This window comes from Lentimicrobiaceae bacterium (genome assembly GCA_023227965.1).
Taxonomy (GTDB): domain Bacteria; phylum Bacteroidota; class Bacteroidia; order Bacteroidales; family JALOCA01; genus JALOCA01.
In genome coordinates, this window is the sequence record JALOCA010000003.1 from 115755 (window position 1) to 141350 (window position 25596).

The following is a 25596-nucleotide window of genomic DNA, read 5'->3' on the forward strand; positions in this document are numbered from 1 at the left end:
AAAATTTTTAAAGCTAAGTGGGGTTGTTCCGATATCTTAACAGGAAAATAAATCGGAAGTAATATGATCAGCAAAAAGTTTTCCTTCGTCTGTTAGAATAACCCGATTACCGATAACTGAAAGCCATTTTTTTTTGGAAAGCTTCAAGGCGGAATTGTAAAAATCCGAAGTTATTTTTTCCCCAAACTTTTTTTCCATCAAAGCTGTATCACACCCCCACATTGTTCGTAAAGATGTCATAATATATTCGTTGTATTGATCGGCGGGGGTAAGAATTTCTTTGGAAAAAGGAAGGGTATCGTTTTGCAGAGCTGCTATATACGTTGAGATTGAAGAAATATTCCATTGCCGACTTTCGCCATCAAACGAATGGGCTGAGGGTCCTACCCCGAGATATTTTTCACCAGTCCAGTAAGCGGTATTATGTTTTGCGTACATGCCTTCAACGCAAAAATTGGAAATTTCATAATGTTGGTAGCCGTTTTCCCTCATCCGGTGCATCAGCATACGAAATTGTTGCGAAGTCTGTTCTTCGTTCAGGGGGGCTCTTTTCCGGGTAGCAATAAAATATTGTAAAGATGTGCGAGGCTCAACTGTAAGGGCATAAGCCGAAATGTGTGGGATATGTAATGCAAAAGCTTTGTTCAGGTTATTATCAAAATCTGATGAGGTAAGTGTAGGAATTCCATAAATAAAATCAATATTCAGATTGTTGAATCCTGCATCCAGCGCAATCAAAATTGCATCGTAAGCCTGTTTGCTGGTATGGTGGCGACCGAGATAGACGAGATCCACATCGTTAAACGACTGAATCCCTATGCTCAACCTATTGATACCTACATTGCGAAGGGCAATTGCTTTGCCCGGAGTGATGTCTTCGGGATTGGCTTCCAAAGTAATTTCAGGATTAGAAGAAAACTGAAAATGAGAATGGATTTGTTCCAGTATTTTCCCGATAGCAGAAATTTCGAGCAAAGAAGGAGTTCCACCTCCAAAATAAACAGTATTTATTTTTTCCTGCTTCAGATACGATTGCCGGAAGGAAATTTCTTTCAGTACAGACTGAATATAATCGTTTACTTTTCTTTGGCTTGCTGAAGAAAAGAAATTACAATAATGGCATTTATGCCTGCAAAACGGAATATGAATGTAAATGCCTGCCATTATTTAAGAATACGGCGGGGTAGGTTTTTCCGCAAAATGATTCTGAAAGTGGTTCCCTGATTCACAATGGAAGACTTAACAAAGATTTTTCCGGAATGGTATTCCGAAATGATACGTTTGGAAAGGGAAAGTCCCAGCCCCCAACCTCTTTGTTTACTGGTGTATCCTGGTTTGAAAATACCTTTAAATTTTGATTTGGTGATGCCTTTTCCGGTATCGCTTATATCTATTATCACTTGTTTTCCTTCATCGAATATACTGATATTGATTTTACCGTTGCCTCCCATTGCGTCCACGGAATTTTTACAAAGATTTTCTATTACCCACTCAAAAAGATGCAGGTTGAGCGGCAGGGTAATTACGGCAGTTTCGGGCAGGTTGATGTAAAATTTTACTTTTTGCGACGTGCGTAATTTGATGTATTCAACGGCATCATAAAGTACTTTAACAATGTTTTCAGGATGCAACAGCGCATTGGAACCTATTTTTGAAAATCTTTCGGCAATCGTATTCAACCGATGAATGTCTTTTTCAAATTCTGTAATGGTATCATTATCCACTCCCTGCATTTTCAGGATTTCCATCCATGCCATCATTGATGATAAGGGAGTTCCTAACTGATGTGCTGTTTCCTTGGCTAAACCCACCCAAACCTGGTTTTGCTCCGAGCGACGTGCTGTACTGAACATAAAATAGGCAATGAGCAAAAATATCCCAATAACACCAAATTGCACATAAGGATAATATTGTAGCTGGGTAAGCAAAAAGGAGTCTTTATAAAAAATATACCTAATCCCAAAATCTTTTAATTCCACACGTATTGGGTCGTTTTGGGCAGCCATTTCACTGATGGTATGACTTATGTAAGTCGTGTCCTTAATTTTCTTTTTATCAAGGTTGCCCCATTCTATCATATGCCGACAGGTGCTGTCGGTAATAATTACGGGCACCGAAGCCGAATTAGTAACCACATCGGTGAAAAATGATTGGTTGAGATCGTCGAGATACGCCCTGAGTTCAGAAAAAACCTTTGAATCTTTGTAATACAGATAATTTTTATTGCCTCCGAAAAACCGGAACGAAAAAGGTGGGTAAGCAGAAAATTCCCGGCGCAATGAATCATTCAGTATCCCAACTTTATTAATATCGAAATCCACATTTTTTGCAGAAAGAATTCTACCGGTTTCATCAGTTTGTATTACCGGTATAGAGGTGTTACCGGCAATGATTTCTGAATAAAAAGTAAGGTCTTCCGCCGGACCGGCTTCTACCAGTTTTTTAATGGCGTCAGCAAGCAATTCCACCCGTTTTCTCTCTTCTTTCTGAATTTTTAAAAAGAAATCATTAGTATAATTTACAAGACTGATTTTGCGGTGTATAGCATCTGCCCAGGTAGTGATTTTACGACGTTCGTCATTGGCAATTTTTTTAACAAGTACATGCGTATACCATAACGAAACACCAACTATTATTATGGCTGTAGCAAACAGCAGAAGTTTCCATCGGCGTTTTCGTATATAGATATTCAATGTCAAGAGGTTTTTAAGAATGTAAAAGTAGAAAATCTTTGTATTAATCAAACGAAGAAATTATTTTCGTATTGTAACAATCACCCATACAGTATTTGCCGTGGCGTTTCTTAAAAGCACCACATTCTGCTACTAAATATTGCCTGTACCCGTGGTAATGTTGCCCGTTCATGCACAACCTTTGTATTGAAAACGAACACAAATGAAATGAGAATTTTTATAAAAATGTTCATAATCAATAAATTATTTTCTGGCACAAAAAATGATAATTAATATAAGAGTGCCTAAAAACGAAAACTCATTTTTATTCGTTGTATTTATATACTAAACAGAAACATGATTAATATCGAAAGTATTCACAAAACCTACATTACAGGAGCCAACCAGTTGCATGTTCTTAAAGGCATTAATCTCTCTGTGGAAAAGGGGGAAATGGTATCCATAATGGGTTCGTCCGGTTCGGGAAAGTCAACCCTGTTAAACATAATAGGCATACTCGATAATTATGATCAAGGCAGCTATCAGTTAAATGGTACTTCCATTAAAAATATCAGTGAAACCAAAGCTGCGATGTACCGTAATAAGTACATTGGATTTGTTTTCCAAAGCTTTAATCTCATTAATTTCAAAACTGCCCTCGAAAATGTGGCTCTTCCTCTTTATTACAAAGGTGTTCTCCGAAAAAAACGTAACCGGATTGCCATGGAATATCTTGAAAAAATGAACCTGAAGGAATGGGCAGAACATACACCCAACGAACTGTCGGGAGGACAAAAACAACGTATTGCCATTGCCCGCGCCATGATTTCAAATCCCAAGGTAATACTTGCCGACGAACCCACCGGAGCCCTTGATACTGCCACATCATATGAAGTAATGGATTTATTGAAAGAAATAAATAAAGAAGGCATTACCATACTGATTGTTACACACGAAAACGACATCGCTCACATGACCGACCGTATAGTCCATATTAAAGACGGAATCATTGAAAATGGACACGAAACCCTTTAAATTTAACTCATAAATCAAACGATATATGTTTGACATTGATAAATGGCAGGAAATTTTCAGCACAATTCAAAAGAATAAGCTGCGTACTTTTCTTACAGGATTTAGTGTTGCCTGGGGCATTTTCATGCTGATTATTTTATTGGGTTCGGGCAACGGGCTTGAAAATGCTGTTAAGTACCAGTTTAATTCGTCGGCAACAAATACCATCTGGATGTGGAGTAACCAAACCTCTATGCCCTATAAAGGACTCAAATCGGGGCGACCTATCAACCTGGAAAACGAAGATTACGATTTAATTAAAAATACCGAAAAAGGCGTTGATCAGATTTCCTCCAGAAACTTTATCTGGCAGAATTCCACAGTTACCTACAAAAAGGAATTTGGAAGTTTTGATATTTTCACCGTTTATCCGGATTATGGGAAAATAGAACAGGTACAAATTTTGGAAGGTAGATACATTAATAGTATTGATATTGAAAAATACAGAAAAGTAACCTGTATCAGCAAGGTAGTAAAAGAAACCTTATTTAAAGGCGAACCCTGCATAAACAAGTATGTAAAAGTTGCTGGAATCCCTTTTCTGGTAGTGGGTGTATATACCGATCAGGAAAATGGAGGTAATGATAATAATTTAAGACAAATTTATGTTCCCATTACTACCGCCCAAAGGGTATTTAATGGGGGAAATCGGGTGCAAACCATTGCTTTTACTGTCGGAAAAGCCACGGTTGAACAAAGCAAAAACATCGAAAATAATGTAAAAAAGAGAATGGCTGCACGTCATAAATTTGATCCTCAGGATCAACGTGCTGTACAGCTATGGAATGCCGTGGAAGAATATAAAAAAGTAATGGATCTTTTTGCCGGAATCCGGCTTTTTATCTGGATTGTAGGCATTGGCACTATCATCGCCGGAATTGTGGGTGTGAGTAATATTATGCTTATAGTAGTAAAAGAAAGAACCAAAGAAATCGGAGTTCGTAAAGCGTTGGGTGCTACTCCGTGGTCAATTATCAGTTTGATTTTACAAGAGTCGGTGCTGATTACAGGTTTTGCCGGATATATCGGTCTGGTGCTTGGAATAGGAGTTTTGGAATTAATAACCAAATATATGCCTCCTTCCGATTTTTTCCGTAATCCTGAAGCCGATTTTGCTTTGGCAGTGAGTGCAACTGTAGTATTGATTGTCGCCGGAGCTTTTGCCGGTTTTGTTCCCGCAAGACGTGCTTCCGCCATTAAACCGGTAGAAGCGCTCAGAGACGAATAATTTTAGCAAAAATAAAAACGCAAAAAGAACTAAATTACCATAAAAATGTTTGACCGGGATAGCTGGCACGAAATATTGGAAGCACTGAAAAAGAATAAAATCCGTACTGCCTTAACCGCATTTGGAGTATTTTGGGGCATCTTTATGCTTATTATCATGCTTGGGTCGGGTAGGGGGCTTCAGAATGGCATCACCCAAGGGTTTGGAGATTTTGCCACCAACAGTTTTTTTATGTGGACACAAAAAACCACTATGCCTTATAAAGGATTTCCCCGTAACCGTTGGTTTAACTTCAAAAACGATGATATTAAAGCTTTACGCGATAATATTCCTGAAATAGAAATTTTAGCGCCCCGTTTGCAGGGAGGTGGCTTCCGTGGTGGTGATAATGTTGTCCGCGGGCTGAAATCGGGTGCATTTGCCATTAACGGCGACTATCCCGAATGGAACCTTATTGACCCTGTAAGCGTTACCCAAGGTCGTTTTATTAACGAAATGGATGTGCTTGAAAAAAGAAAAGTGGCGGTTATAGGCTCAAAAGTATATGATGCGCTTTTCAAACCCGGCGAAAACCCTCTGGGGCAATACATCCGCATTCAGGGCGTGTATTTCAATATCATAGGCGTTTTTAAACCCAAAAACTCCAACGTGAATTTCGGAGGTGATAAAGATCAGACCATCTTTATGCCATTTACCACCTTGCAAAAAACCTATAATTATGGTGATGTGGTAGGCTGGTTTGCCATCACTTCCAAAGAAAATGTTCCTGTTTCGGAAATTGAGGAAAAAGTAGTGAAACTGATGAAACAGCGACACAGTGTTCATCCCGACGACGACCAGGCAATAGGACATTTCAACCTTGAAGTACAATATAAAAAGATGAAGGGACTCTTTGCCGGTATCAACGGGTTAATTTGGCTCGTGGGAATCGGAACCCTCATTGCCGGAGTTATAGGCATCAGCAATATTATGCTCGTAATAGTGAAAGAACGCACCAAAGAAATGGGAATCCGTAGGGCTTTGGGTGCTTCCCCTTCGATAATAATACGGCAGATTATAGCCGAATCGGTTTTTCTTACTACCATGGCGGGCTACATGGGGCTGGTAATAGGCGTTGGACTCTTAGAACTTATTAACTTCCTGCTTTCCAAATCGGGAGGAGCAAAAGACACCATGTTTAAAAACCCGGAAGTAGATTTCAACGTTGCCATCATGGCATTATTAATTTTGATTATATCTGGTGTATTGGCAGGTATTATCCCTGCCAAACGTGCAGTAAAAATAAAACCTATCGAAGCCCTCAGGGATGAATGACAGAACTTTAGATTTTATAAATAACAAAAAAAACATACAATAACAACAACAACATGAAGAAGATAATTAAAATCACCATCGGAATTATTATTTTAGGTGTTTTTGCATGGACACTTTATTACCTGTATAACAAGTCTAAACCAAAACCTGTAATCTTTGAAACCCAAACGCCAATCGTTACCAATATCATTAAAAAAACAATGGCAACAGGTTCCATTGTTCCCCGTAAAGAAATTGAAATCAAACCTCAGGTTTCGGGAATTATCGAGGAGCTGTATGTTGAACCCAGTCAGGAAGTAAAAAAAGGCGACCTGATAGCGAAAGTTAAGATTATTCCGAATATGATCAATCTTAACGAAGCCGAATCAAGACTGAATCGGGCAAATATTTCCTATAACGACGCCAAACAGGATTACGACCGTCAAAAAGCCCTTTACGATAAAAAAGTAATAGCCGAAGCTGAATTTCAAAAATATAGAGTAACCCTCGAATCAGCCCGCGAAGCCATGGATGCCGCCCAGGACAACCTGCAACTTATCCGCGAAGGCATCACTAAAAAATCGGGGAACATCACCAATACACTTATCCGTTCTACAATTGCCGGAATGGTGCTGACAGTACCTGTTGAAGTAGGGAACTCGGTTATAGAAAGCAATACTTTTAATGCAGGAACAACCATCGCAACCATTGCCGATATGAACGAGATGATTTTTAAAGGAAAAGTGGACGAATCGGAAGTGGGAAAAATAAAGGAAAATATGGACATTATTCTTTCTATCGGTGCTCTTGATACCGAAAAATTCGATGCAAAGCTCGAACGCATTGCCCCTAAAGGAGTGGAAGAAAACGGTGCCATACAATTTGAAATTAAAGCCGCTGTGCATCTGAAAAAAGGACAATTTATCCGTGCAGGATATAGTGGCAATGCCGATATTGTACTCGCACGGAAAGACAGCGTTCTGGCAATTCCCGAAAGCCTTCTTCAGTTTAAGGGCGATACCGCTTTTGTGGAAATAGAAACCAAACCCCAGGTTTTTGAAAAACGTCAGATTAAAACAGGTTTGTCCGATGGTATTAACATCGAAATCCTCTCCGGATTGAAAAAAGGAGAAAAAGTTAAAGTGTTGAACAACATATCTCAGGATATGCAAAAGAAATAACTTGCAGCTTCGCTAAAAGTGCAAAATAACAAACATAAGGGTCAATGATATATATTGTTGTCCCTTATTTTTTTACCTTTCAATGGAGCTTGTGCATACCTAAACGGCGACTAAAATAAAAAAATCCCGACAAAATCGGGATTTATCAGAGGTCTCGAGCGGATTCGAACCGCTGTCAACGGTTTTGCAGACCGGCGCCTAACCCCTCGGCCACGAGACCAAATGTGTGCGCAAAAGTAATTAATATTTGCTAACTAACAAGACTCTTCATCCGGCTTTTTGCTTCCATACAAAGAAAGACAGGACGGGCATAGGCAGTTTTTATAAGTTTCCTGCAATTTTTTAAGGTTTTCTATGCTTATTTCGTAGGTTAAGCACCAACATTTTTCGTTATGTAAACATTCAAAGTTCACCCCGCAACGGGCACAGGATTTCTTTTCCGGTTTTTTCTCCATTATTCAGTATCTGTTAGGGTTAAGCTTACTTTTTCCAGTTTTCCGCCAAGGGGAGGATTCATTTTTGAAACTTTTACTTTTAAACCGTAAGCTTCCGGATAGGTTTGATGAATAGAAGTTAAAATCCGTTGTGCCACATGTTCCAGCAAGTGGGATTCTTTTTCCATTTCTTGTTTTACCAAAAGGTAAAGAGCTTGGTAGTTGATGGTTTTGGTTAAATCATCGCTCTGTTCTGCCTGGCGGGTATCGGTGAATAGTTCCAAATCAACCAAAAAGCGAGTTCCGATAATTCTCTCTTCCGCAAAACAGCCGTGATAAGCAAAAAATTCCATCCCTTCCAATTGAATTTTTCCCATAGAAAGTCCGATTAAAATCTTTCGCGAAAGTACGTAAAATCACGAAAATATCATTGATCCGGCTATAAATTGGATAAATAATTTTACTTTTGTAAAGTGTTTTATTGATAAATCATCTATGGAAGAAAAAAGTAATTTACAGCCAACTGAACCCAAATCCGGTCTCAATTTTATTCACCAGATCATAGAAGAAGATATCCGGAATAATAAAAACGGCGCCAAAGTGCACACCCGTTTTCCGCCGGAACCCAACGGTTACCTGCACATAGGTCATGCCAAATCCATTTGCCTGAATTTTGGTACTGCCCAAAAATATGGTGGGCTCTGCAATCTCCGTTTCGACGATACTAACCCGGTAAAAGAAGATGTTGAATATGTTGATTCAATAATGGAAGACGTCCGTTGGTTGGGTTTCGACTGGGGCGACCGCCTGTACTATGCTTCCGACTATTTCGATACCCTGTACGAATATGCAGTTAAACTGATAAAAAAAGGTAAAGCATTCGTGTGCGATCTGAGCGGAGAAGAAATGGGCGAATACCGTGGCACGGTTACCATTCCCGGAAAAGAAAGTCCTTATCGCAACCGTTCGGTAGCAGAAAACCTCGACTTGTTTCAGCGGATGAAAGCCGGAGAGTTTGCTGACGGCAGCAGGGTGCTGCGTGCCAAAATAGATATGGCTTCGCCCAATATGCTGCTCCGCGACCCTGTTCTCTACCGCATCCTGCGTACCGACCACCATCGTACTGGCGATAAATGGTGTATTTATCCCATGTATGATTTTGCCCACGGGCAATGCGATTCTATCGAAAAAATCACCCATTCCATCTGTACGCTTGAGTTTGAAGTGCACCGTCCGTTGTACGACTGGTTTATTCGTGAGCTGGAAATTTTTGCACCACAACAGATTGAATTTGCCCGGTTGAACCTTAATTATACCGTGATGAGCAAACGGAAGTTGCTCCAACTTGTACAGGAAAAATATGTAGAAGGTTGGGACGATCCGCGTATGCCAACCATCTGCGGGCTGCGCCGCAGAGGATACACACCCGAATCTATAAAAAATTTTGCTGAAATGGTAGGTGTGGCAAAGCGAGACAACATGATTGATGTTTCGCTGCTCGAATTTTGTGTTCGTGAGGATCTTAATAAAAAATCAAAAAGAGCTTTGGCTGTACTTAATCCTGTTAAATTAATCATAGATAACTATCCGGATGAACGGTCAGAAGAATTGGATGCCGTAAACAACCCGGAAAACCCGGATGCCGGTGTACGCAAAATTCCTTTCTCGAAAGAACTGTACATAGAAAAAGAAGACTTTATGGAAGACCCTCCGGTAAAGTATTTCAGGCTTTCGCCCGGAAGAGAAGTACGATTGAAATACGCTTACATCATTAAATGCGAATATGTGGATAAAAACCCGGTAACAGGGGAAATAACAGCCATACACTGTACCTACGACCCGGAAACCCGCAGCGGAATGTTGCAAAGCAACCGTAAGGTGAAAGGAACCATCCATTGGGTGTCGGCAAAACACGCCATTGAAGCCGAAGTAAGGCTCTACGACCGACTTTTCAGCACGGAAAATCCCGAAGTAGCCGAAGAAGGAAAAGATTTTAAATCGAACCTGAACCCCGGTTCGTTAATCAGTATAATGGGGAAGATGGAACCCTCGCTTGCCACAGCTCTTCCGGACGAAAAGTATCAGTTTGAACGCATAGGTTATTTCTGTGTGGACAAGGATTCTTCTGCAGAGAGATTACTGTTTAACCGTACTGTTTCACTGAAAGATTCCTGGACAAGGCAGGGAAAAGGCTGAAATTTTTAAAAAAGCTTGTGCAATTGGTATAAAAACTTTTTTACTTTTGCAGCGCAATTGTCCGATGGTGTAACTGGCAACACGTCTGACTCTGGATCAGAAGAGTCCAGGTTCGAGCCCTGGTCGGACAACAAAACCATCCCGAAATCCCGGAATGGTTTTTTGTTTTATCCATAATCGTTCGGTTACCCTAAATAAGCATTCCTGCTGACACGATGACCGTTCGGCAACCCTAAATGACCATTTCCACTGACACAATGGCGGTTCGGAGCGGCTAAATAAGCATTCGGCGTATCTAAACGACCGTTCGGTGTGTCTAAATGAGCATTCGGCATAGCTGAATGAGCATTCTGAGAGACTAAATGAGCATTCGGTGTGGCTAAATGAATGTTAGGTATATCTAAATGAACATTCAGAGAATCGGGATGACCGCTGCCGCTTCATAAACGAGGCATATTGTTATAGATTCCGACCGAAGGGAGAAATCTATGTCAAAGCCAATCAGTTAGCAACACTTTTGTGTATCCAATAAAAAAATTAAACTTTTTCATTGGAAATGTTAATTGTTTTAAAAAAAAGTGCTTATTTTTGTTTTATTAATCCCTAAAACATTAGCCATGAACGATGAACAAACCAATCAACTGGCGATGTACGAAGAGGTGAATGATACCTTGGACGCAAACGCCGACATTGTAAAAACTGTAAAACCGGCTCAGGACGGGCATGTTTTTCTTAAAGGTAGAATTGTTGAAATACAAATTCAGTACGGAATTCAGCAAAAAATCACCACCGGTATCACCGGCAATAAACAACAGGTGCGTACCGAATACGAAAAATCCATTTTTAAAGTAGCCGGCGGACTCTTGGCCCATGCTGCGGCCAACGACGATAAGGAGTTACTTGCCATAGCCGACACTTCCGCAAGCAAGCTCAGCATTATGCGCGAAGAAAAACTGTTGGAATATGGTAAAAGCATTTACGACCGGGCAATGCCTCTGCAGACCCAGTTGGCCGGACTGTTAGTAAGCGCCGGTGATATTGCCTTGCTGAACACCAATCGTGAAGCTTTTAATGTGCTGATGCCTAAAAAACGTACGGCTGTGGGAGCCATTGCCACTGCTACCGACAATCTTACCGGGCTTTTCCGTGAAACCAATGCCTTTTTGAAAACCAAGCTCGACAAGATTATGCTCGTATTCCGCACCACCCATCCCGATTTTTACAAACAATACCAAAGTGCCCGTATCATTGTTGACCGGGGACACGGCGGGGAACATGAGAAGGAAAATCCGGTTTAGAATTACAAATTACGAATTACAAATTACGATTGATCCCGGGTACTTGGGATTATGTTCTGATCGGGTTGATTTTAAAACATAACGACCAAAGATTTGATTGAATTAAGAAATAGCCGCCAGATGGGGGTTATACAGACGTTATGTTTTAGGCTAAGAAAACGACAGTCAAACAATTGACGATTTATTAACAGAAAGAGAACCGAACCAATAAAATTTGTAAATTTGTGGTTTAAAGAAATTTGAATGGAAATATTGACAGATATATACTTAGGTGACAGTAAGGAGAAATTAAAACAACTCTCTGACAATTCAGTTGACTTAATTGTAACATCTCCACCTTATGCAGACCAGCGAAAAAGTACTTATGGTGGAATTCACCCCGATAAATACGTTGAGTGGTTTTTGCCAATTTCCAAGCAGTTACTACGAGTTTTGAAACCAACAGGGACTTTTATATTGAATATAAAGGAAAAAGTAGTTGAAGGAGAACGTAGTACTTATGTGATGGAGTTAATTTTGGCAATGCGAAAACAAGGTTGGTTTTGGACAGAAGAGTTTATTTGGCACAAAAAAAATTCATATCCTGGAAAATGGGCAAATCGTTTTCGTGATTCATGGGAAAGACTTCTTCAATTCAACAAGGACAAGAAATTCAATATGTATCAAGAAGAAGTAATGGTTCCAATGGGTAATTGGGCAAAAAACAGACTTAAAAACCTTTCTGAAACAGACAAGATTAGAGATAACTCAAAAGTTGGTAGTGGATTTGGAAAAAATATATCAAACTGGTTGGATAGAGACAAAGCATATCCAACAAATGTTTTGCATCTTGCCACAGAATGCAACAATAAAAATCATAGTGCAGCCTTCCCCGAGGAACTTCCAGAGTGGTTTATTAAATTGTTCACCAAACAAAACGACACAGTCCTTGATCCATTTATGGGTTCAGGAACAACTTTAATTGTTGCAAAAAGAATGAAACGCAATTCAATTGGAATAGATGTAGTACCAGAATATTATGAAATGGTAAGAAAGCAACTTCAACCAGTAGAACTTTATTTATTAGAACCAAAATTAAAATATGAAAAAACTAAGCCTGAAAGACGTATCGCAGTACGTTGAGAAAAATATAGGCAATTTTCACGAAAAGCGTATCCAAAGCCTTGATAGTTTGAAACTTTCACAAGTTCTTAAAAGAAAAAATCCATATTTATTCAAAGCCAAATATGTTCTGACAGCAGAGAAAATTATTCGTGGAATTGTTGATGCGCATATTTCATCAAGCGAAGAAGGAATTTTTGGAGATTGGCTTGAAGGACTCGCTATTTACATAAATGAGAAAGTTTATGGCGGTAAAAAATCTGGAATACTTGGTATTGACCTTGAGTTTGACAAGGATGGAATTCGCTACATTGTGAATATTAAATCTGGTCCGAATTGGGGAAATAGTTCTCAAATTGCAAAAATGGTTTCAGATTTCAAGACTATAAAAAAAACATTAAGAACAAGTAATTCAAAACTTAATATTGTCGCAGTAAATGGCTGCTGTTATGGACGAGACAACCAACCAGATAAAGGAGATTATTTTAAATATTGTGGTCAAAGTTTTTGGGAGTTCATTTCAGGGAATAAGAATCTTTATACTGAAATCATTGAACCATTGGGGCATAAAGCAAAAGAAAAAAATGACAATTTTGTAAAATCATATTCTCAAATGATTAACAAATTTACTAAAGAATTTGCGAATGAATTTTGTAAAGACAACGGAGAAATAGACTGGGAAAAATTGGTTCGGTTTAATTCATCGACAATTGAAGAAAAGAAGAAAAAATAAAGCCCGAAAGCATAACAAAGCCTAAAATCAAGCAGGCGGATAGTGGTAATTTGTAGGGCATTACAACTAATAAACTCTATCGCAGGTGGAAAGTGATGTGCACCGAAATGCCCGCCAGCTTTTAGCCTCAACCGTTATGGGGCATTGTAAAAAGGCTTCTGCAATAAATAAGCTTTGTTAAATGATTTTTTATCTTTGTTAAATAAATATTGACAATCCATAACCAAAAAAACGGCTATTAAATAGTAACGTTTTGCAGTTGTCCGAAAAAATAGGACAGTTAATTTACAAAAAGAACGATTTGAATATGACGAAAGAAACAGCTATAAAACTTTTTGAACAAAAAGAAATTCGCTCGCTATGGAGCGATGAAGATGAGAAATGGTATTTCTCAATAGTTGACATTATTTCCATTTTAACAGATCAACCTACACACCAAGGAGCAAGAAATTACTGGAAGGTCCTGAAAAGCCGCCTAATCAAGGAAGGTAATGAAACGGTTACAAATTGTAACCGGTTGAAATTACTTGCCGAAGACGGGAAAATGCGCGAAACCGATGTTGCCGATACCGAACAGTTGTTTAGATTAATACAAAGTATTCCATCACAAAAAGCGGAACCTTTTAAAATGTGGTTAGCCCAAGTTGGAAGAGAACGTATTGATGAAATCGAAGACCCAGAAATTGGTATTGACCGTTTAATGGAAACATACTTAATTGCCGCTAAAATAAGGTAATAAGGTCGAGGGTTGTGGCGGCTATTATTTCTACTAACCCATTTTATTCCCCGATAACTGCAAAAATGGGGTAAAAACAAAAATGTTATTTGCGTCCTTTCCACCGGGGCTTCCACACCTGCCCTGCCAAAGCGAAGAAACATATATAAAAGGGGTAAACCAGCGAAAGCGGCAGGTATCCCCATAACAGCCGGCGTTGTCGGGCAAAAGAAGTGTAACCGGCAAGTAAAGGAAAATCAATCAATATTTTTACACCCCAAATTATCAGAGTTAAACGTAAAAAAGAGGTGTTAAAAATGCCCAAACACAAACCAGTAAGCAATATCGTATTAAAAAGAAAAACCACCAGCGCAGTCTGTATTGTCCATACATCGGTATAACCTCTGGTTTTCGAAACCCAACGCAGGCGTTGCCGGACAAACCCGCTAAAGGTAGCAATAGCATTTGTTTTTACGATGGCATCATAGCTTTTAAGAAAACGTATGGCATGTTTGCCATAGCGTGCAGCTATACTAAAAAGTAGGAATGTATCGTCGCCTGAGGCGAACATTTCGCCTCGGGTAAAGCCCCCAACGGCAAGATAGGCTTCTTTGGCGTAAGCGAGATTTGCTCCATTACAAAGAATGGGATGACCGGCACTGACCGCCCCGGCGCCCGATACTACTAAACTGTAAAACTCCAATGCTTGCCATTTGCCAAGCAGGGAGGTGTTTTCACTAAAAATAACGGGCGATACAATCATTTGCGGGTGATATTCTTCGTAGTAAGACGCAATAGTTGCAATCCAGTCAGGTCGGGCAACGCAATCGGCATCAAGGGTAATGATGAATTTGCCGGTACTGTGCCGTATGGCAAAATCTATGGCATTTTTTTTCCCCGAAACATTGTTAGAGCTAAGCAGGCGGAGGTTTATCCCTGAAGAATGTATTTTGTCGGCATACTGATTTATCAATTCAGCAGTTTTGTCTTCGGAATGATCGTCCACTACCAGTACCTCAAAAAGTTCTTTCGGATAATTTTGTACTGTAAGACTCCGGAGACAGAACATGATGTTGTTTTCCTCGTTTCTTGCCGGGATGATAATGCTTACCGTAACAGAAGGATTTTTTTCAGGTTTTTGAAAATACATCATAAAAAACCATCCCAAAGTAAATACCAGAACTATCAGGTAATAAGCAAAACCTATTGAAAGAAAAAGTATTAATACCCAGGTTGGAATTTCCATAAATCTGCAATTATTTACGGATAAATTTGAGCTGGTAAACGAAAAATGTTCCGACCAAAGCTGGTAAAGCAATATTAATAAGCCAAAGTAGGGTGGATGCTGCAAAAATCCCGGGGTCGGATGCTGTGGCAGCAGTTCCAACCTGGGTAAAATAAAAATCAAAAATGAACAAAGCTACCGACCCCCTTACTCCCAATTCGGTAAGGGCAATAGTAGGAATGGATGCCATAATCAAATAAATAACGGAAATAAGTAACAATGCGGAGCAAAACGAAACCGGAATTGCAAACATCTGCAGCAGCAGATAAAATTGCATACTGAAAATGAAATAACGTATTGCACTATATAATAATATTTTACTTAATTCTTTCGTCGAAAAAGAAGCAAAAACATGTAGATGCTTCATGGCTTTTTTTATCCAGGCTCTGCGATACCGTAATCGTATATTTGCTAATAATGAAACATGAAAATACAAAAATAAAAGGCATATAAATGATAGAATCATCATGAAAATAAACCCGTATCCAGCATATCCGAATAAATACATTTCGGGATGAAGGAAACTAAAAACAAACACGGTTAACCCTATAAGCCCGGCAAGCAATGTTACCAGTAATTGGCTCATACTACCAACTATGGTACACAATATCCCTTCCCAACGGTTGGCGGTTTCGAAGACAAACACCCGTCCGAAGTATTCTCCTATCCTGTTTGGGAAAAAAGAACTTACGGTTATGCCGGTAAAAACAGCTTTATATGATTTTAAAAAACTAACTTTTTCAATTTTTTTGACAAGAAATTTCCATTTCAGGGCTTCAATACCCCAGTTTACCAGCATGAGTAAAAAGAGGAAGGATAAACTTTTGTAAAAAACCTCGTCCTGGAAATGCTCTGAAAACGTATTCCATAAGTTTCTGATATCACTTTTATGAAATATACGAAAGTAAATAAAAGCATATGCAACAGCTATTATCAATAATCGCAGTGCAATGTTCAGGGTTTTGTGTAATTTTGTTTTCTTGTTTACAGGCATCTTTACAAAAATAAAAACATTTTATGAATGCAGAGCGTATTATTTTGGGAATTGACCCTGGGACTACCATTATGGGATATGGGATTATCCGTATAAATGGGAAAAAACTTCAAATGATTGCATTGGATGTTTTAAAATTGGATGCAACGACAACCCACCTCGACAAACTCAAGAAAATTTTTGAAACCACTTTGCATCTTATTGATACATATTTGCCTGATGAGTTAGCCGTGGAAGCTCCTTTCTTCGGGAAAAATGTACAAAGTATGTTAAAACTCGGTAGGGCACAGGGAGTAGCTATGGCTGCAGCGTTGTATCGCTCGATCCCTGTCTATGAATATTCTCCCCGTAAAATCAAACAATCTATTACCGGTAAGGGTAATGCTTCGAAAGAGCAGGTGGCGGCTATGCTTTGCCAGCTTTTAACTTTTACAACCCAGCCTAAATATCTCGATGCAACCGACGGCTTGGCAGCTGCAGTTTGTCATGCTTTTCAGCAGAATGCAGGAAATGAATCTGTTAAATACAGCGGATGGAAAAGTTTTCTTGCTCAATATCCTGAAAAGTGCACCTCCGGCTGAAAATTGCACTTTTTACATGAGTTTTTGAAATGCCTGCCACCAGCGATTGGGTATATCGTTATTACAGGCAGCCTGATAATCGGCATAGGAACAAGCAACAATATAATGTCGTTCGTATTTTTTCCTGTTGTCTTCCACGCAGTTAACCTCCATCCACCATCGGTCGCTTTTTTTACTCTTGTAAAAAATTATGCCTTCAGGATAATCGTTAAGGGTAACAATATATTTTATAAACTTGTCGCTGTCTAAAGCAGGATTCTCGTTTTTCCGGCTACAATATCCTTCGATAAAATACCAAATCATATGTGCTGTTAAGTGGGCAGTTTGCCCGTTTTTATCTAATAAAGGATTTATTTCGAAAAAACCGATTGAACTGATTTTATCGCTCAATCCAGCGTAACGTACTATTTGACAAAGCTCTTCACCATAAAAACCATGTGGGGAGGTATTCCCGTTACCGGGGGCATCGCTCATCCGTACTGAAGAAATATCTATGCTCAGTATATCTGCATCCCTGACTACAGGTTCGGTTTCTGCAATATTATCTCTTACTTTTCCAAGGCGATACGTATCGAAAAACAGATTTTTCATCAATTTTATCACATCTTGTTCCACAAAGTAGGTCTGATAACCGATATTGGTATAATTAAATAAATAGTTTGGCTGTTGTAAAATAATTTTACTCAAATAGGAATGTGAATCTATTTCTCCTTCTGTTTCTGCCAAATCAAAACCAGAATCAATGGAGACAATATTAATGATTTGATTCAATATTGTATATGCATTATAACATGCGTAAGTAATGTCATGGCTTCCTCCTATTATTATTGGAATTATTTTGTTTTTCATCAATTCTGCCATTACGGCACTTACTGCAAAATAGGTATCATCCAATGCATATCCATGTTTAATATTTCCCAGATCGGCAATCCGGCAATGCTCCCAGCCAGGGTAAAGGGAATATAAAAACCGGCGCACAAAATCGGGAGCATCGGCACAACCGCTATTGTTCACGTTTGCACGGTCTTCTTTAACCCCAATTATTGCAATATCAATATTTTCAATATTGGGAAACGATGCTATTTCCGTATGTATCTGTATCAGATTTCCGAACTGTTTTTGGTTGGTTTTTTCTTGTATTTCTACCAAAGAAGTATCAACAGGTTCAAAATATACCGAAATATCCATAGGATTCATAATTATTTTTTTATCTTTGTTTTTGTTGCTGGCTTTAGGGATTTTTTATTTTTCTTGGATTCGGTTTTCTGTTGTGTTCCAGTAATCTGCAGACAATCATCAAGGGTTAATGTTTCAGGATCAGTGCCTTTGGGTATCTTAAAGTTATTTTTTCCGAACGAAATATAAGCGCCCCATCTTCCTTTTTGAATTTTAATATCAGGATTTTCAGCAAAAATTTTTATTATTTTTTCCGAATCTGCTTTTCTTTTTTCTTCAATAAGCTCTATTGCGCGTTCCACGGTTATGGTGGAAGGGTCGTCAGTTTTTTTCAGAGAATAAAATGCTGATTTATGCTTTACATAAGGACCAAATCTACCTATTGCAACAAGAAGTTCCGAATCTTCATACTTTCCTATACTTTTGGGGAATTGAAAAAGATCGAGAGCTTCTGTTAGGGTGATGGTTTCTATGCTTTGCCCTTTTTTAAGTCCGGCAAAACGGGGTTTTTCTTCATCTTCGGTTTCACCAATCTGGATTATTGCGCCGTAACGTCCTAATTTAGCATATACGTTCTTCCCGCTGGCGGCATCAGTTCCCAGTAATTTTTGTCCTTTTACCTTCTCCGAAACCTTCAATGTTTTTTCCACTTGTTGATGAAACGAATGGTAAAAATCATAGAGCATTTCATTCCAATTTTTATTTCCGGAAGCTATTTCATCGAATTCCAGTTCGACATTTGCCGTAAAATTGTAATCAATAATATTTTCAAAATATTGTAAAAGAAAGGCATTTACAAGGTTACCTATGTCGGTAGGGAAAAGTTTTGTTTTTTCGTACCCAACTTTTTCACTTTTGGTCTTACTTGTAATTTTTTTATTTTTTAGTACAATGTATTTGTATTCTCTTTCAAAACCAACGCGATCTTCTTTTACGACATATTCTCTCTTCTGGATGGTAGAAATGGTAGGCGCATAGGTTGAAGGACGACCAATACCCAGTTCTTCCAGTTTTTTCACAAGACTGGCTTCGGTATAACGGAAAGGTTGTTGTGAAAATTTTTGTTCTGCTATCATCTGTTGCAACGTCAGTTGTTCGCCTTTTGCAACCGGAGGAAGGGTGTTTTTTTGGTTTTCAGCAGTATCTTCGTCGTTTGATTCCGTATATACCTTTAAAAACCCATCAAACAAGATAACTTCGCCCTTTGCGATAAATTTTTCTTTTCTTGTAGAGATGTCAATGGTAACATTGGTTTTCTGAATTTGGGCATCGCTCATTTGTGAGGCGATGGTGCGTTTCCATATCAGGTCGTAAAGCCGTTTTTGGAGCAAATCGCCTTCTATTTCGCTTTTTTCGAGATAAGTAGGTCTGATGGCTTCGTGTGCCTCCTGTGCCCCCTTCGATTTGGTTTCGTATTGCCTGGTTTTAACATAATTTTCCCCAAACAACCTGCCGATTTCTTTTTTGGCTGAATCGAGAGCAAGGTTTGAAAGGTGTACTGAATCGGTTCTCATATAGGTAATTTTTCCCGATTCGTATAATTGTTGGGCAACCCGCATGGTTTGGGCAACCGAAAAGCCCAACTTACGGCTGGCTTCCTGCTGTAGAGTTGAGGTGGTAAAAGGCGGAGCCGGGGATTTTTTCGAAGGTTTGGTTTCGATTTCTGCAATAACGAATCCGGCTTCTTTACACGATTCAAGAAAAGCAACTGCTTCTTCATTTTGTAAAAATCGTTTATTCAGTTCGGCATTCAGTTGAAATAACTTTTCAGAATGTACACCTTCAAAAATTGCAGTTATACGGTAGGAATCAACAGATACAAACTCCCTGATTTCAGTTTCTTTTTCCGCTATCAGGCGTACGGCTACCGATTGTACCCTTCCTGCTGAAAGCGCCGGTTTTACTTTTTTCCATAATAAGGGTGATAATTCGTAACCAACCAGTCGGTCGAGAACACGACGGGCTTGTTGTGCATTTACCAGATCGTAATTTATATTTCTTGGATTTTCAATGGCATTTGCAATTGCTGTTTTTGTAATTTCATGAAAAACAATGCGTTTGATTTTCGATTTTTCCAGCGAAAGCGCTTCGGTAAGATGCCAGGCAATGGCTTCTCCTTCCCGGTCTTCATCGGAAGCAAGCCATACCGTTTCAGAATTAGTTGCAATTTTTTTGAGCTCATTCACCATTTTGAGCTTTTCTTCCGGGATTTCGTACCTGGGCAGAAAACCATTTTCAACATCTATGCTTAATTGATTTTTATAAAGATCGCGAATATGTCCGTAACTTGATTTTACAAGAAATTCCTTGCCTAAAAAACCTTCAATGGTTTTGGCTTTTGCCGGTGATTCAACGATTACAAGATTTTTAATCATACTTTTTTGAATTGTTTAAATCGGGCGCAAAGGTAAAACAATTAAAAACTGTTTTTCAAAACTATTTGATTGTTAACTGCAATTTAAACCAACTTCTTTAATTTTTATTAATTTTGCCAACCCTTTCCGGAAGCCTATAAGTGGTAATTTTTTCCGGTTTTAATCTTATAATACCATTGAAAACCAATAGAAAACTGTATATTGAAACCTATGGTTGCCAGATGAATTTTTCTGACAGCGAAATTGTGGGCTCTATAATGGCTACCGACGGATTTACTATTGTAGGTCAGCCTAATAATGCTGATGTTATTTTTGTTAATACCTGTTCAATACGTGAAAATGCCGAACAGCGCATTAGAAAGCGTCTCAAGGAATTCCAATTACTGAAAAAGAAAAATCCATCACTCGTTATCGGTGTATTAGGATGTATGGCTGAAAGGCTCAAAAGCCAACTGCTCGAACAAGAACAAATAGTGGATGTTATTGCCGGACCTGATGCCTATCGTGATTTACCTCAATTGTTAAATACATTAGAAAACGGGCAGAAGGCTATGAATGTGATGCTCTCTACCGAAGAAACCTATGCCGACATCAGCCCCGTAAAGCTAAATCCAGGTGGGGTTTCTGCATTTATTTCCATCATGCGGGGTTGCCAGAATTTTTGTTCTTATTGTGTAGTTCCTTATACTCGGGGGAAAGAAAGAAGTAGAAACCCCAATACCATTATTAATGAAGCCCGGGAACTCTTTGATAATGGCTATCGTGAAATAACCCTTCTGGGTCAAAATGTTAACTCATATCACTGGGAAAACCTTTATTTTGCAGGATTGCTGGAAAATGTTGCCCAAATAGATCCCCGATTACGAATACGGTTCACAACTTCGCATCCTAAAAACTTGTCCGATGAATTGTTATATACTATTGCCAGGTACGAAAATATTTGTAAATCCATTCATTTGCCCGTACAATCCGGAAGTACAAGGATACTGAAACACATGAACCGGAAATACACCCGCGAAGAATACATGAATCGTATAGAAGCTATTCGCCGTATTTTGCCTGATTGTACCATTTCTACCGATATTATCTGTGGCTTTTGTTCTGAAACGGAAGAAGACCACAAGGAAACACTTTCTATAATGCAGTGGGTTGCTTTTGATTATGCTTTTATGTTTAAATACTCCGAACGCCCGGATACCCTTGCTGCACGAAGTCTGCAAGATGACGTATCTGAAGAAATAAAAGCCCGCCGTCTCGAAGAAATTATAGCTATGCAACGACATCTTTCGCTCCAAAGCAACAAAAAAGACATTGGGAAAAACTTTTCTGTTTTGGTAGAAGGAACATCCAAACGTTCGGCTACTCACCTTTTCGGACGAAACAGCCAGAATAAAGTTATTGTTTTCCCTTCAGAAACCTTAAAACCAGGGAATTACATCAATGTTATTGTAGCAGATTGTACTGCTGCTACATTAAAAGGAGAAATACTAACGTAAATTTTTTCTAAAAAGTGATTGTGTTGCAAACCTGTGGAGTATTTTTTGCCTTTATAAGAAATTGTTTCCTTAAGGTTGTATTATCAGAAAATTATTTAGCCGTTAGCCGTGAATTTACTGTACCAAAAAAAGCAAATTTTCGCAAAACCCGAGCGAATACGTGCAAATTTGCTACGAATGAAAACTCTTGTGTTTTATTTAAAAAGATGTTTATATTTTTGCACACAATGACAAAAGTGTTTTGAAAGCAACTTACAATTCTGTTGTTTTGTGCATTTTTAATACCTTTGTCCCGCAGTTTAGAAAAACTTATGTTTATATTACTGAAATCTAATTTATGAAGAGAAAATCATTTCCTGAAAAATTTTTAAAGCAAATTTTTTATTTGTGCATTGTCACTCTTGTATTTACATCTTGCATCTCTCAAAAAAAGGTTAGATACCTGCAGGAACAAAGTAAAGAAATCAACACTTCTGGACAAGAGTTTGTGCAGGAAAAAATATTGAGTTACAAGGTTAAAGCAGGCGATAACCTTTATGTCAGGGTTACAAGCCTTGACCCCAAAACGTATACTTTTTTTAATGGTGAGGCAAGCACAACTTATTCTTCAGGTTACTACATGAGCAGCGAATCAAGCGTTTATTTTAGCAGCTATGTAGTAAACGATTCAGGTTACATTGATTTTCCTATTATCGGTAAAATAAAAATAGGTGGGCAAACAATTGAACAGGTAAAAAGTACTATTCAGTCAGAAGTAGATGAATATCTAATGCAAACCAATGTAATAGTAAAACTTGCCAATTTTAAAATTACCGTTCTCGGCGAAGTTCAGCGCCCGGGTAAATTTCTTATTTATCAGGATTACATCAATATTTTTGAAGCTATCGGCTTAGCCGGCGATTTGAAAACTTTTGCCCAAAGAAATAAAATAATTTTGGTTAGAGAAACAGAAAAAGGCTCAAAAGTATTTAATGTTGATATTACAAAAAAAAATGTTTTAGAATCTGAATACTATTATCTAAAACCCAATGATATTGTATATGTACAACCGATGAATTCAAAAACATGGACATTTGAATCATTTCCCTATGCAGTTGTACTTTCAACCCTTACAACCACTTTGTTAATTTTACAATATTTTAAATAGTAAATACATTAATACAAAATTACCGTGGATAATATAAAAGATTTTTCTCAGCAAAAACAAGAGTCTGTTGATTACAAAGCGTTATTTTTTAAGTTTTATAAATATTGGTATTTCTTTATCATTACCATTTTCATAGCGTTGCTTATAGCGTTCCTTTTTAACAAATACACCAAACCGGTGTACAAAGTTTCCACCACTGTGTTGGTACAGGACGATAAAAAAAACTCCACCATGGATCCTGGACAATTATTTGAGGGTTTCGGATTGTTTACATCAAAGAAAAATCTTGAAAACGAAATAGGTATATTAAAATCATATGCCCTTACCAGCCGTACCGTCAAATCACTTCCGTTTGGTGTTTCTTATTTCTCGGAAGATAATTTTATTACCGAGGAATTGTATACCAAAAGCCCTTTTTCTGTTGAATACGATTCTGCATATCCCCAAGCAGTAGGATTGCGATTTAATATTACTTTTTTATCCAATACCAAGTACAAGCTCGTAGCCGAAGGCGAAAACATTCCCCTTTACGATTTTAAAAATTACAAACCCATTGAAAATAAAAAAATTGAAAAAATAAATCTCAATAAAACATATATCGTAGGAGAACCTGTAAAATTCGGTTTTTGTAATTTTAAAGTTAATCTTACCAACCATTTTTCCTCGGGTGAATTTATTGGAAAAAAAATGTTCTTTTTGTTCAACGATCTTGAATCGGTGATAAATACTTTTAAATCTTTTGAAATTGAACCTATTAATAAAGAAGCTTCCATCATTGAAATCACACTCAAGGGTAGCAATATTGAAAAATCTGTTGATTTTTTGAATAGCTTAACAGAAGTGTATATAGACCGAGGTTTGGAAAAGAAAAATAAAATAGCCATTAATACTATTTATTTTATTGATTCTCAATTAAAAGGCATGACAGATTCCCTTACTTCAACCGAAAATACCCTACAAAACTTCCGTACAAAGAATGAAGTAATGAATTTTGACTTTCAAACACAACAGATTTTTGAAATCATGAAAAATTTGCAGGATCAAAAGGCAGTATTGATAGTTAAGTCAAAATATTACGACAATCTTAAAGAATACATCTCAAAAAATAAAAATAACATAGATGATATTGTTGTGCCATCTTCCATGGGAATTGAAGACCCGATATTGAGCCAGTTGATTATTGAAATTACCAAATTATATGATGAAAGAACAGAAATTTTAGCTCATTCAAGCGTAAAAAACCCCTATGTTAGATCTATTGATAACAAGATAAATAACACAAAAGCAAATATTCTTGAAAATATTAAAAATATAGTCAACACTTCAAAAATCAGTATAAAAGATATTGATTCCCGTATTAATTCTCTCTCAGCACAAATTAATAAACTTCCCCGTACCCAACGTGAATTGTTTGGCATAGAACGTAAATTTAAACTTAACGATGAAATCTATACCTATTTGATGCAGAAACGCTCCGAAGCTGCCATTGCAAAAGCCTCAAACCTTGCCGACAACGAAGTGATTGATGCTGCACAAAATCTCGGTGAAAATACAACTCCCGTATTTCCCAAAAAATCCCTGAATTATATCATTGCATTACTGCTTGGCATCGTTCTTCCTGTTTTATATATTTTGGGTAAGGATTATTTCAATGATAAAATTATCGAACGTAAAGACATAGAAAACATTACTAAAATACCCATTTTAGGGCACATAATTCATAATACCAAAGAGAGTAAAATTGTTGTGGCGGAGTCTCCCAAATCCTCCATAGCCGAATCGTTTCGCTCTATACGTACTAATTTGCAATTTATTACTAAGGGCAAAGAAAAAGTTATCATTTTGGTAACTTCTACCATGGTGAGTGAAGGAAAAACTTTTACTTCTATGAACCTTGCATCTATTTTTGCTTTGTATGGACGTAAAACCTTGCTTATGGGTTTCGACTTACGTAAACCTAAAATTTACCAGGACTTTGGTTTAACTAATACGGAAGGTATCAGTTCCTACCTTATTAATAAGAGTAAGTTTGAAAATATTATTCAAGCTTCTCCTATCGAAAACCTCGACATCATGATGGCCGGACCTGTTCCTCCAAATCCTTCCGAGTTAATTGCCAGTGAAAAGGCAAATGAACTTTTTGCTGAGATTAAAAAACATTATGATTTCGTTATCATTGATACTCCTCCTGTTGGTTTGGTAACCGATGCATTCCTCCTGATGAAATATACTGATGCTAACATATTTGTTGTACGACAGAATTATAGTAACAAAAAAGTTTTCGAATCCATTATCCGCGATATTGAGATGCGTAAATTAGAAAATGTAAATATACTTATCAATGATGTAAAACTTACCCGTAGCTCCTATGGCTATGGTTACGGTTACGGTTATGGTTATGGTTACGGCTATGGTTACGGTTATGGTTACGGTTATGGCTACGGTTATGGCTACGGTTATTATTCTGACGACAAAGACCAGGAAAAAACCTCAGGTTGGAAAAAATTGTTTAAAAAAGCATAATCTGAATATTTTTAACCTTTTATATCACCCCGGAATCTAATTACCGGGGTGTTTTGTTTTTAACTAATTTTGTCTGCCAAATATAAAACTACCG

At 38.0% G+C, this 25596-nt stretch carries 19 protein-coding genes, 2 tRNA genes and 1 pseudogene; 14 read left to right on the plus strand and 8 right to left on the minus strand.

The window, feature by feature from the left end; all coding sequences use genetic code 11:
• Positions 1 to 36: 36 nt before the first annotated feature.
• Positions 37 to 1164, minus strand: a complete 1128-nt coding sequence (gene hemW, locus M0R21_02020) for a radical SAM family heme chaperone HemW (protein MCK9616593.1) — start codon at positions 1162 to 1164, stop codon at positions 37 to 39.
• Positions 1164 to 2693 carry a HAMP domain-containing histidine kinase gene (locus M0R21_02025; protein ID MCK9616594.1) on the minus strand — a complete coding sequence of 510 codons (1530 nt, stop codon included), beginning with the start codon at positions 2691 to 2693 and terminating at the stop codon, positions 1164 to 1166. Before M0R21_02025 ends, hemW begins: the two co-directional genes overlap by 1 nt.
• A 336-nt stretch (positions 2694 to 3029) precedes the next feature.
• On the opposite strand from M0R21_02025, the gene M0R21_02030 reads away from it, so the two are divergent.
• From M0R21_02030 to M0R21_02045, 4 genes are read left to right on the plus strand one after another with little or no spacing between them, the layout of a single operon-like run.
• Positions 3030 to 3707, plus strand: a complete 678-nt coding sequence (locus tag M0R21_02030; protein ID MCK9616595.1) for an ABC transporter ATP-binding protein — start codon at positions 3030 to 3032, stop codon at positions 3705 to 3707.
• A gap of 25 nt (positions 3708 to 3732) precedes the next feature.
• Positions 3733 to 4974: an ABC transporter permease gene (locus tag M0R21_02035; GenBank protein ID MCK9616596.1), complete on the plus strand. Its 1242-nt coding sequence runs from the start codon at positions 3733 to 3735 to the stop codon at positions 4972 to 4974.
• 45 nt (positions 4975 to 5019) lie between these two features.
• On the plus strand, positions 5020 to 6288 hold the full coding sequence (locus tag M0R21_02040; GenBank protein MCK9616597.1) for an ABC transporter permease: 1269 nt from the start codon (positions 5020 to 5022) through the stop codon (positions 6286 to 6288).
• 53 nt (positions 6289 to 6341) lie between these two features.
• Positions 6342 to 7448 carry an efflux RND transporter periplasmic adaptor subunit gene (locus M0R21_02045; GenBank protein ID MCK9616598.1) on the plus strand — a complete coding sequence of 369 codons (1107 nt, stop codon included), beginning with the start codon at positions 6342 to 6344 and terminating at the stop codon, positions 7446 to 7448.
• 149 nt (positions 7449 to 7597) lie between these two features.
• Here M0R21_02045 and M0R21_02050 read toward each other — a convergent pair.
• Positions 7598 to 7668 (minus strand) — tRNA-Cys (locus M0R21_02050).
• Between the two features lie 234 nt (positions 7669 to 7902).
• A complete protein-coding gene (gene folB, locus M0R21_02055; protein MCK9616599.1) occupies positions 7903 to 8259 on the minus strand; it encodes a dihydroneopterin aldolase in 357 nt (118 codons plus the stop codon).
• Between the two features lie 118 nt (positions 8260 to 8377).
• On the opposite strand from folB, the gene M0R21_02060 reads away from it, so the two are divergent.
• The 6 genes and pseudogenes from M0R21_02060 (at position 8378) to M0R21_02085 (ending at position 13907) form a co-directional block, all read left to right on the plus strand.
• Entirely contained in the window at positions 8378 to 10078 is a 1701-nt protein-coding gene (locus tag M0R21_02060) for a glutamine--tRNA ligase/YqeY domain fusion protein (GenBank protein MCK9616600.1), read from the plus strand.
• Positions 10079 to 10136: 58 nt separating this feature from the next.
• Positions 10137 to 10209 (plus strand) — tRNA-Gln (locus M0R21_02065).
• Between the two features lie 486 nt (positions 10210 to 10695).
• Positions 10696 to 11376, plus strand: coding sequence for a hypothetical protein (locus M0R21_02070; GenBank protein MCK9616601.1), 681 nt, complete (start codon positions 10696 to 10698; stop codon positions 11374 to 11376).
• Between the two features lie 243 nt (positions 11377 to 11619).
• Positions 11620 to 12498, plus strand: a complete 879-nt coding sequence (locus tag M0R21_02075; protein ID MCK9616602.1) for a site-specific DNA-methyltransferase — start codon at positions 11620 to 11622, stop codon at positions 12496 to 12498.
• Positions 12458 to 13210, plus strand: coding sequence for a cytosolic protein (locus M0R21_02080; protein ID MCK9616603.1), 753 nt, complete (start codon positions 12458 to 12460; stop codon positions 13208 to 13210). The genes M0R21_02075 and M0R21_02080 overlap by 41 nt, the downstream gene beginning before the upstream one ends.
• Positions 13211 to 13517: 307 nt before the next feature.
• Positions 13518 to 13907, plus strand: a pseudogene (locus M0R21_02085) (Bro-N domain-containing protein).
• Positions 13908 to 14031: 124 nt separating this feature from the next.
• Here M0R21_02085 and M0R21_02090 read toward each other — a convergent pair.
• Positions 14032 to 15171: a glycosyltransferase gene (locus M0R21_02090; protein MCK9616604.1), complete on the minus strand. Its 1140-nt coding sequence runs from the start codon at positions 15169 to 15171 to the stop codon at positions 14032 to 14034.
• Positions 15172 to 15181: 10 nt separating this feature from the next.
• The gene (locus tag M0R21_02095; protein ID MCK9616605.1) at positions 15182 to 16204 is read right to left on the minus strand and encodes a lysylphosphatidylglycerol synthase domain-containing protein; all 1023 of its coding nucleotides are present in this window, start codon (positions 16202 to 16204) and stop codon (positions 15182 to 15184) included.
• A gap of 23 nt (positions 16205 to 16227) precedes the next feature.
• Here M0R21_02095 and ruvC point away from each other — a divergent pair, with 23 nt between their 5' ends.
• On the plus strand, positions 16228 to 16785 hold the full coding sequence (ruvC, locus tag M0R21_02100; GenBank protein MCK9616606.1) for a crossover junction endodeoxyribonuclease RuvC: 558 nt from the start codon (positions 16228 to 16230) through the stop codon (positions 16783 to 16785).
• A gap of 12 nt (positions 16786 to 16797) precedes the next feature.
• Here the strand turns inward: ruvC and M0R21_02105 are convergent, their stop codons facing one another.
• Together M0R21_02105 and topA are read right to left on the minus strand one after the other, a co-directional pair.
• Positions 16798 to 17982, minus strand: coding sequence for a formimidoylglutamase (locus M0R21_02105; GenBank protein ID MCK9616607.1), 1185 nt, complete (start codon positions 17980 to 17982; stop codon positions 16798 to 16800).
• Positions 17983 to 17984: 2 nt separating this feature from the next.
• Entirely contained in the window at positions 17985 to 20336 is a 2352-nt protein-coding gene (topA, locus tag M0R21_02110; protein MCK9616608.1) for a type I DNA topoisomerase, read from the minus strand.
• 221 nt (positions 20337 to 20557) lie between these two features.
• On the opposite strand from topA, the gene miaB reads away from it, so the two are divergent.
• The 3 genes from miaB to M0R21_02125 all read left to right on the plus strand — a co-directional run bounded on the left by miaB (position 20558) and on the right by M0R21_02125 (position 25502).
• Positions 20558 to 21832 (plus strand): tRNA (N6-isopentenyl adenosine(37)-C2)-methylthiotransferase MiaB, encoded by a 1275-nt coding sequence (gene miaB, locus M0R21_02115; GenBank protein MCK9616609.1) that lies wholly within the window; start codon positions 20558 to 20560, stop codon positions 21830 to 21832.
• Positions 21833 to 22169: 337 nt separating this feature from the next.
• Complete coding sequence (locus M0R21_02120; GenBank protein ID MCK9616610.1) at positions 22170 to 22979, plus strand: polysaccharide biosynthesis/export family protein; 810 nt, start codon at positions 22170 to 22172, stop codon at positions 22977 to 22979.
• A gap of 24 nt (positions 22980 to 23003) precedes the next feature.
• Entirely contained in the window at positions 23004 to 25502 is a 2499-nt protein-coding gene (locus M0R21_02125; protein ID MCK9616611.1) for a polysaccharide biosynthesis tyrosine autokinase, read from the plus strand.
• The last annotated feature ends 94 nt before the right edge of the window (positions 25503 to 25596 follow it).

Excerpts from the sequence above, each read along its gene's own strand:
- hemW (MCK9616593.1), bottom strand. The coding sequence starts at position 1,164 with ATGGCAGGCATTTACATTCATATTCCGTTTTGCAGGCATAAATGCCAT.
- M0R21_02030 (MCK9616595.1), top strand. The coding sequence starts at position 3,030 with ATGATTAATATCGAAAGTATTCACAAAACCTACATTACAGGAGCCAAC.
- M0R21_02035 (MCK9616596.1), top strand. The coding sequence starts at position 3,733 with ATGTTTGACATTGATAAATGGCAGGAAATTTTCAGCACAATTCAAAAG.
- M0R21_02040 (MCK9616597.1), top strand. The coding sequence starts at position 5,020 with ATGTTTGACCGGGATAGCTGGCACGAAATATTGGAAGCACTGAAAAAG.
- M0R21_02045 (MCK9616598.1), top strand. The coding sequence starts at position 6,342 with ATGAAGAAGATAATTAAAATCACCATCGGAATTATTATTTTAGGTGTT.
- folB (MCK9616599.1), bottom strand. The coding sequence starts at position 8,259 with ATGGGAAAAATTCAATTGGAAGGGATGGAATTTTTTGCTTATCACGGC.
- M0R21_02060 (MCK9616600.1), top strand. The coding sequence starts at position 8,378 with ATGGAAGAAAAAAGTAATTTACAGCCAACTGAACCCAAATCCGGTCTC.
- M0R21_02070 (MCK9616601.1), top strand. The coding sequence starts at position 10,696 with ATGAACGATGAACAAACCAATCAACTGGCGATGTACGAAGAGGTGAAT.
- M0R21_02075 (MCK9616602.1), top strand. The coding sequence starts at position 11,620 with ATGGAAATATTGACAGATATATACTTAGGTGACAGTAAGGAGAAATTA.
- M0R21_02080 (MCK9616603.1), top strand. The coding sequence starts at position 12,458 with ATGAAAAAACTAAGCCTGAAAGACGTATCGCAGTACGTTGAGAAAAAT.
- M0R21_02090 (MCK9616604.1), bottom strand. The coding sequence starts at position 15,171 with ATGGAAATTCCAACCTGGGTATTAATACTTTTTCTTTCAATAGGTTTT.
- M0R21_02095 (MCK9616605.1), bottom strand. The coding sequence starts at position 16,204 with ATGCCTGTAAACAAGAAAACAAAATTACACAAAACCCTGAACATTGCA.
- ruvC (MCK9616606.1), top strand. The coding sequence starts at position 16,228 with ATGAATGCAGAGCGTATTATTTTGGGAATTGACCCTGGGACTACCATT.
- M0R21_02105 (MCK9616607.1), bottom strand. The coding sequence starts at position 17,982 with ATGAATCCTATGGATATTTCGGTATATTTTGAACCTGTTGATACTTCT.
- topA (MCK9616608.1), bottom strand. The coding sequence starts at position 20,336 with ATGATTAAAAATCTTGTAATCGTTGAATCACCGGCAAAAGCCAAAACC.
- miaB (MCK9616609.1), top strand. The coding sequence starts at position 20,558 with ATGAATTTTTCTGACAGCGAAATTGTGGGCTCTATAATGGCTACCGAC.
- M0R21_02120 (MCK9616610.1), top strand. The coding sequence starts at position 22,170 with ATGAAGAGAAAATCATTTCCTGAAAAATTTTTAAAGCAAATTTTTTAT.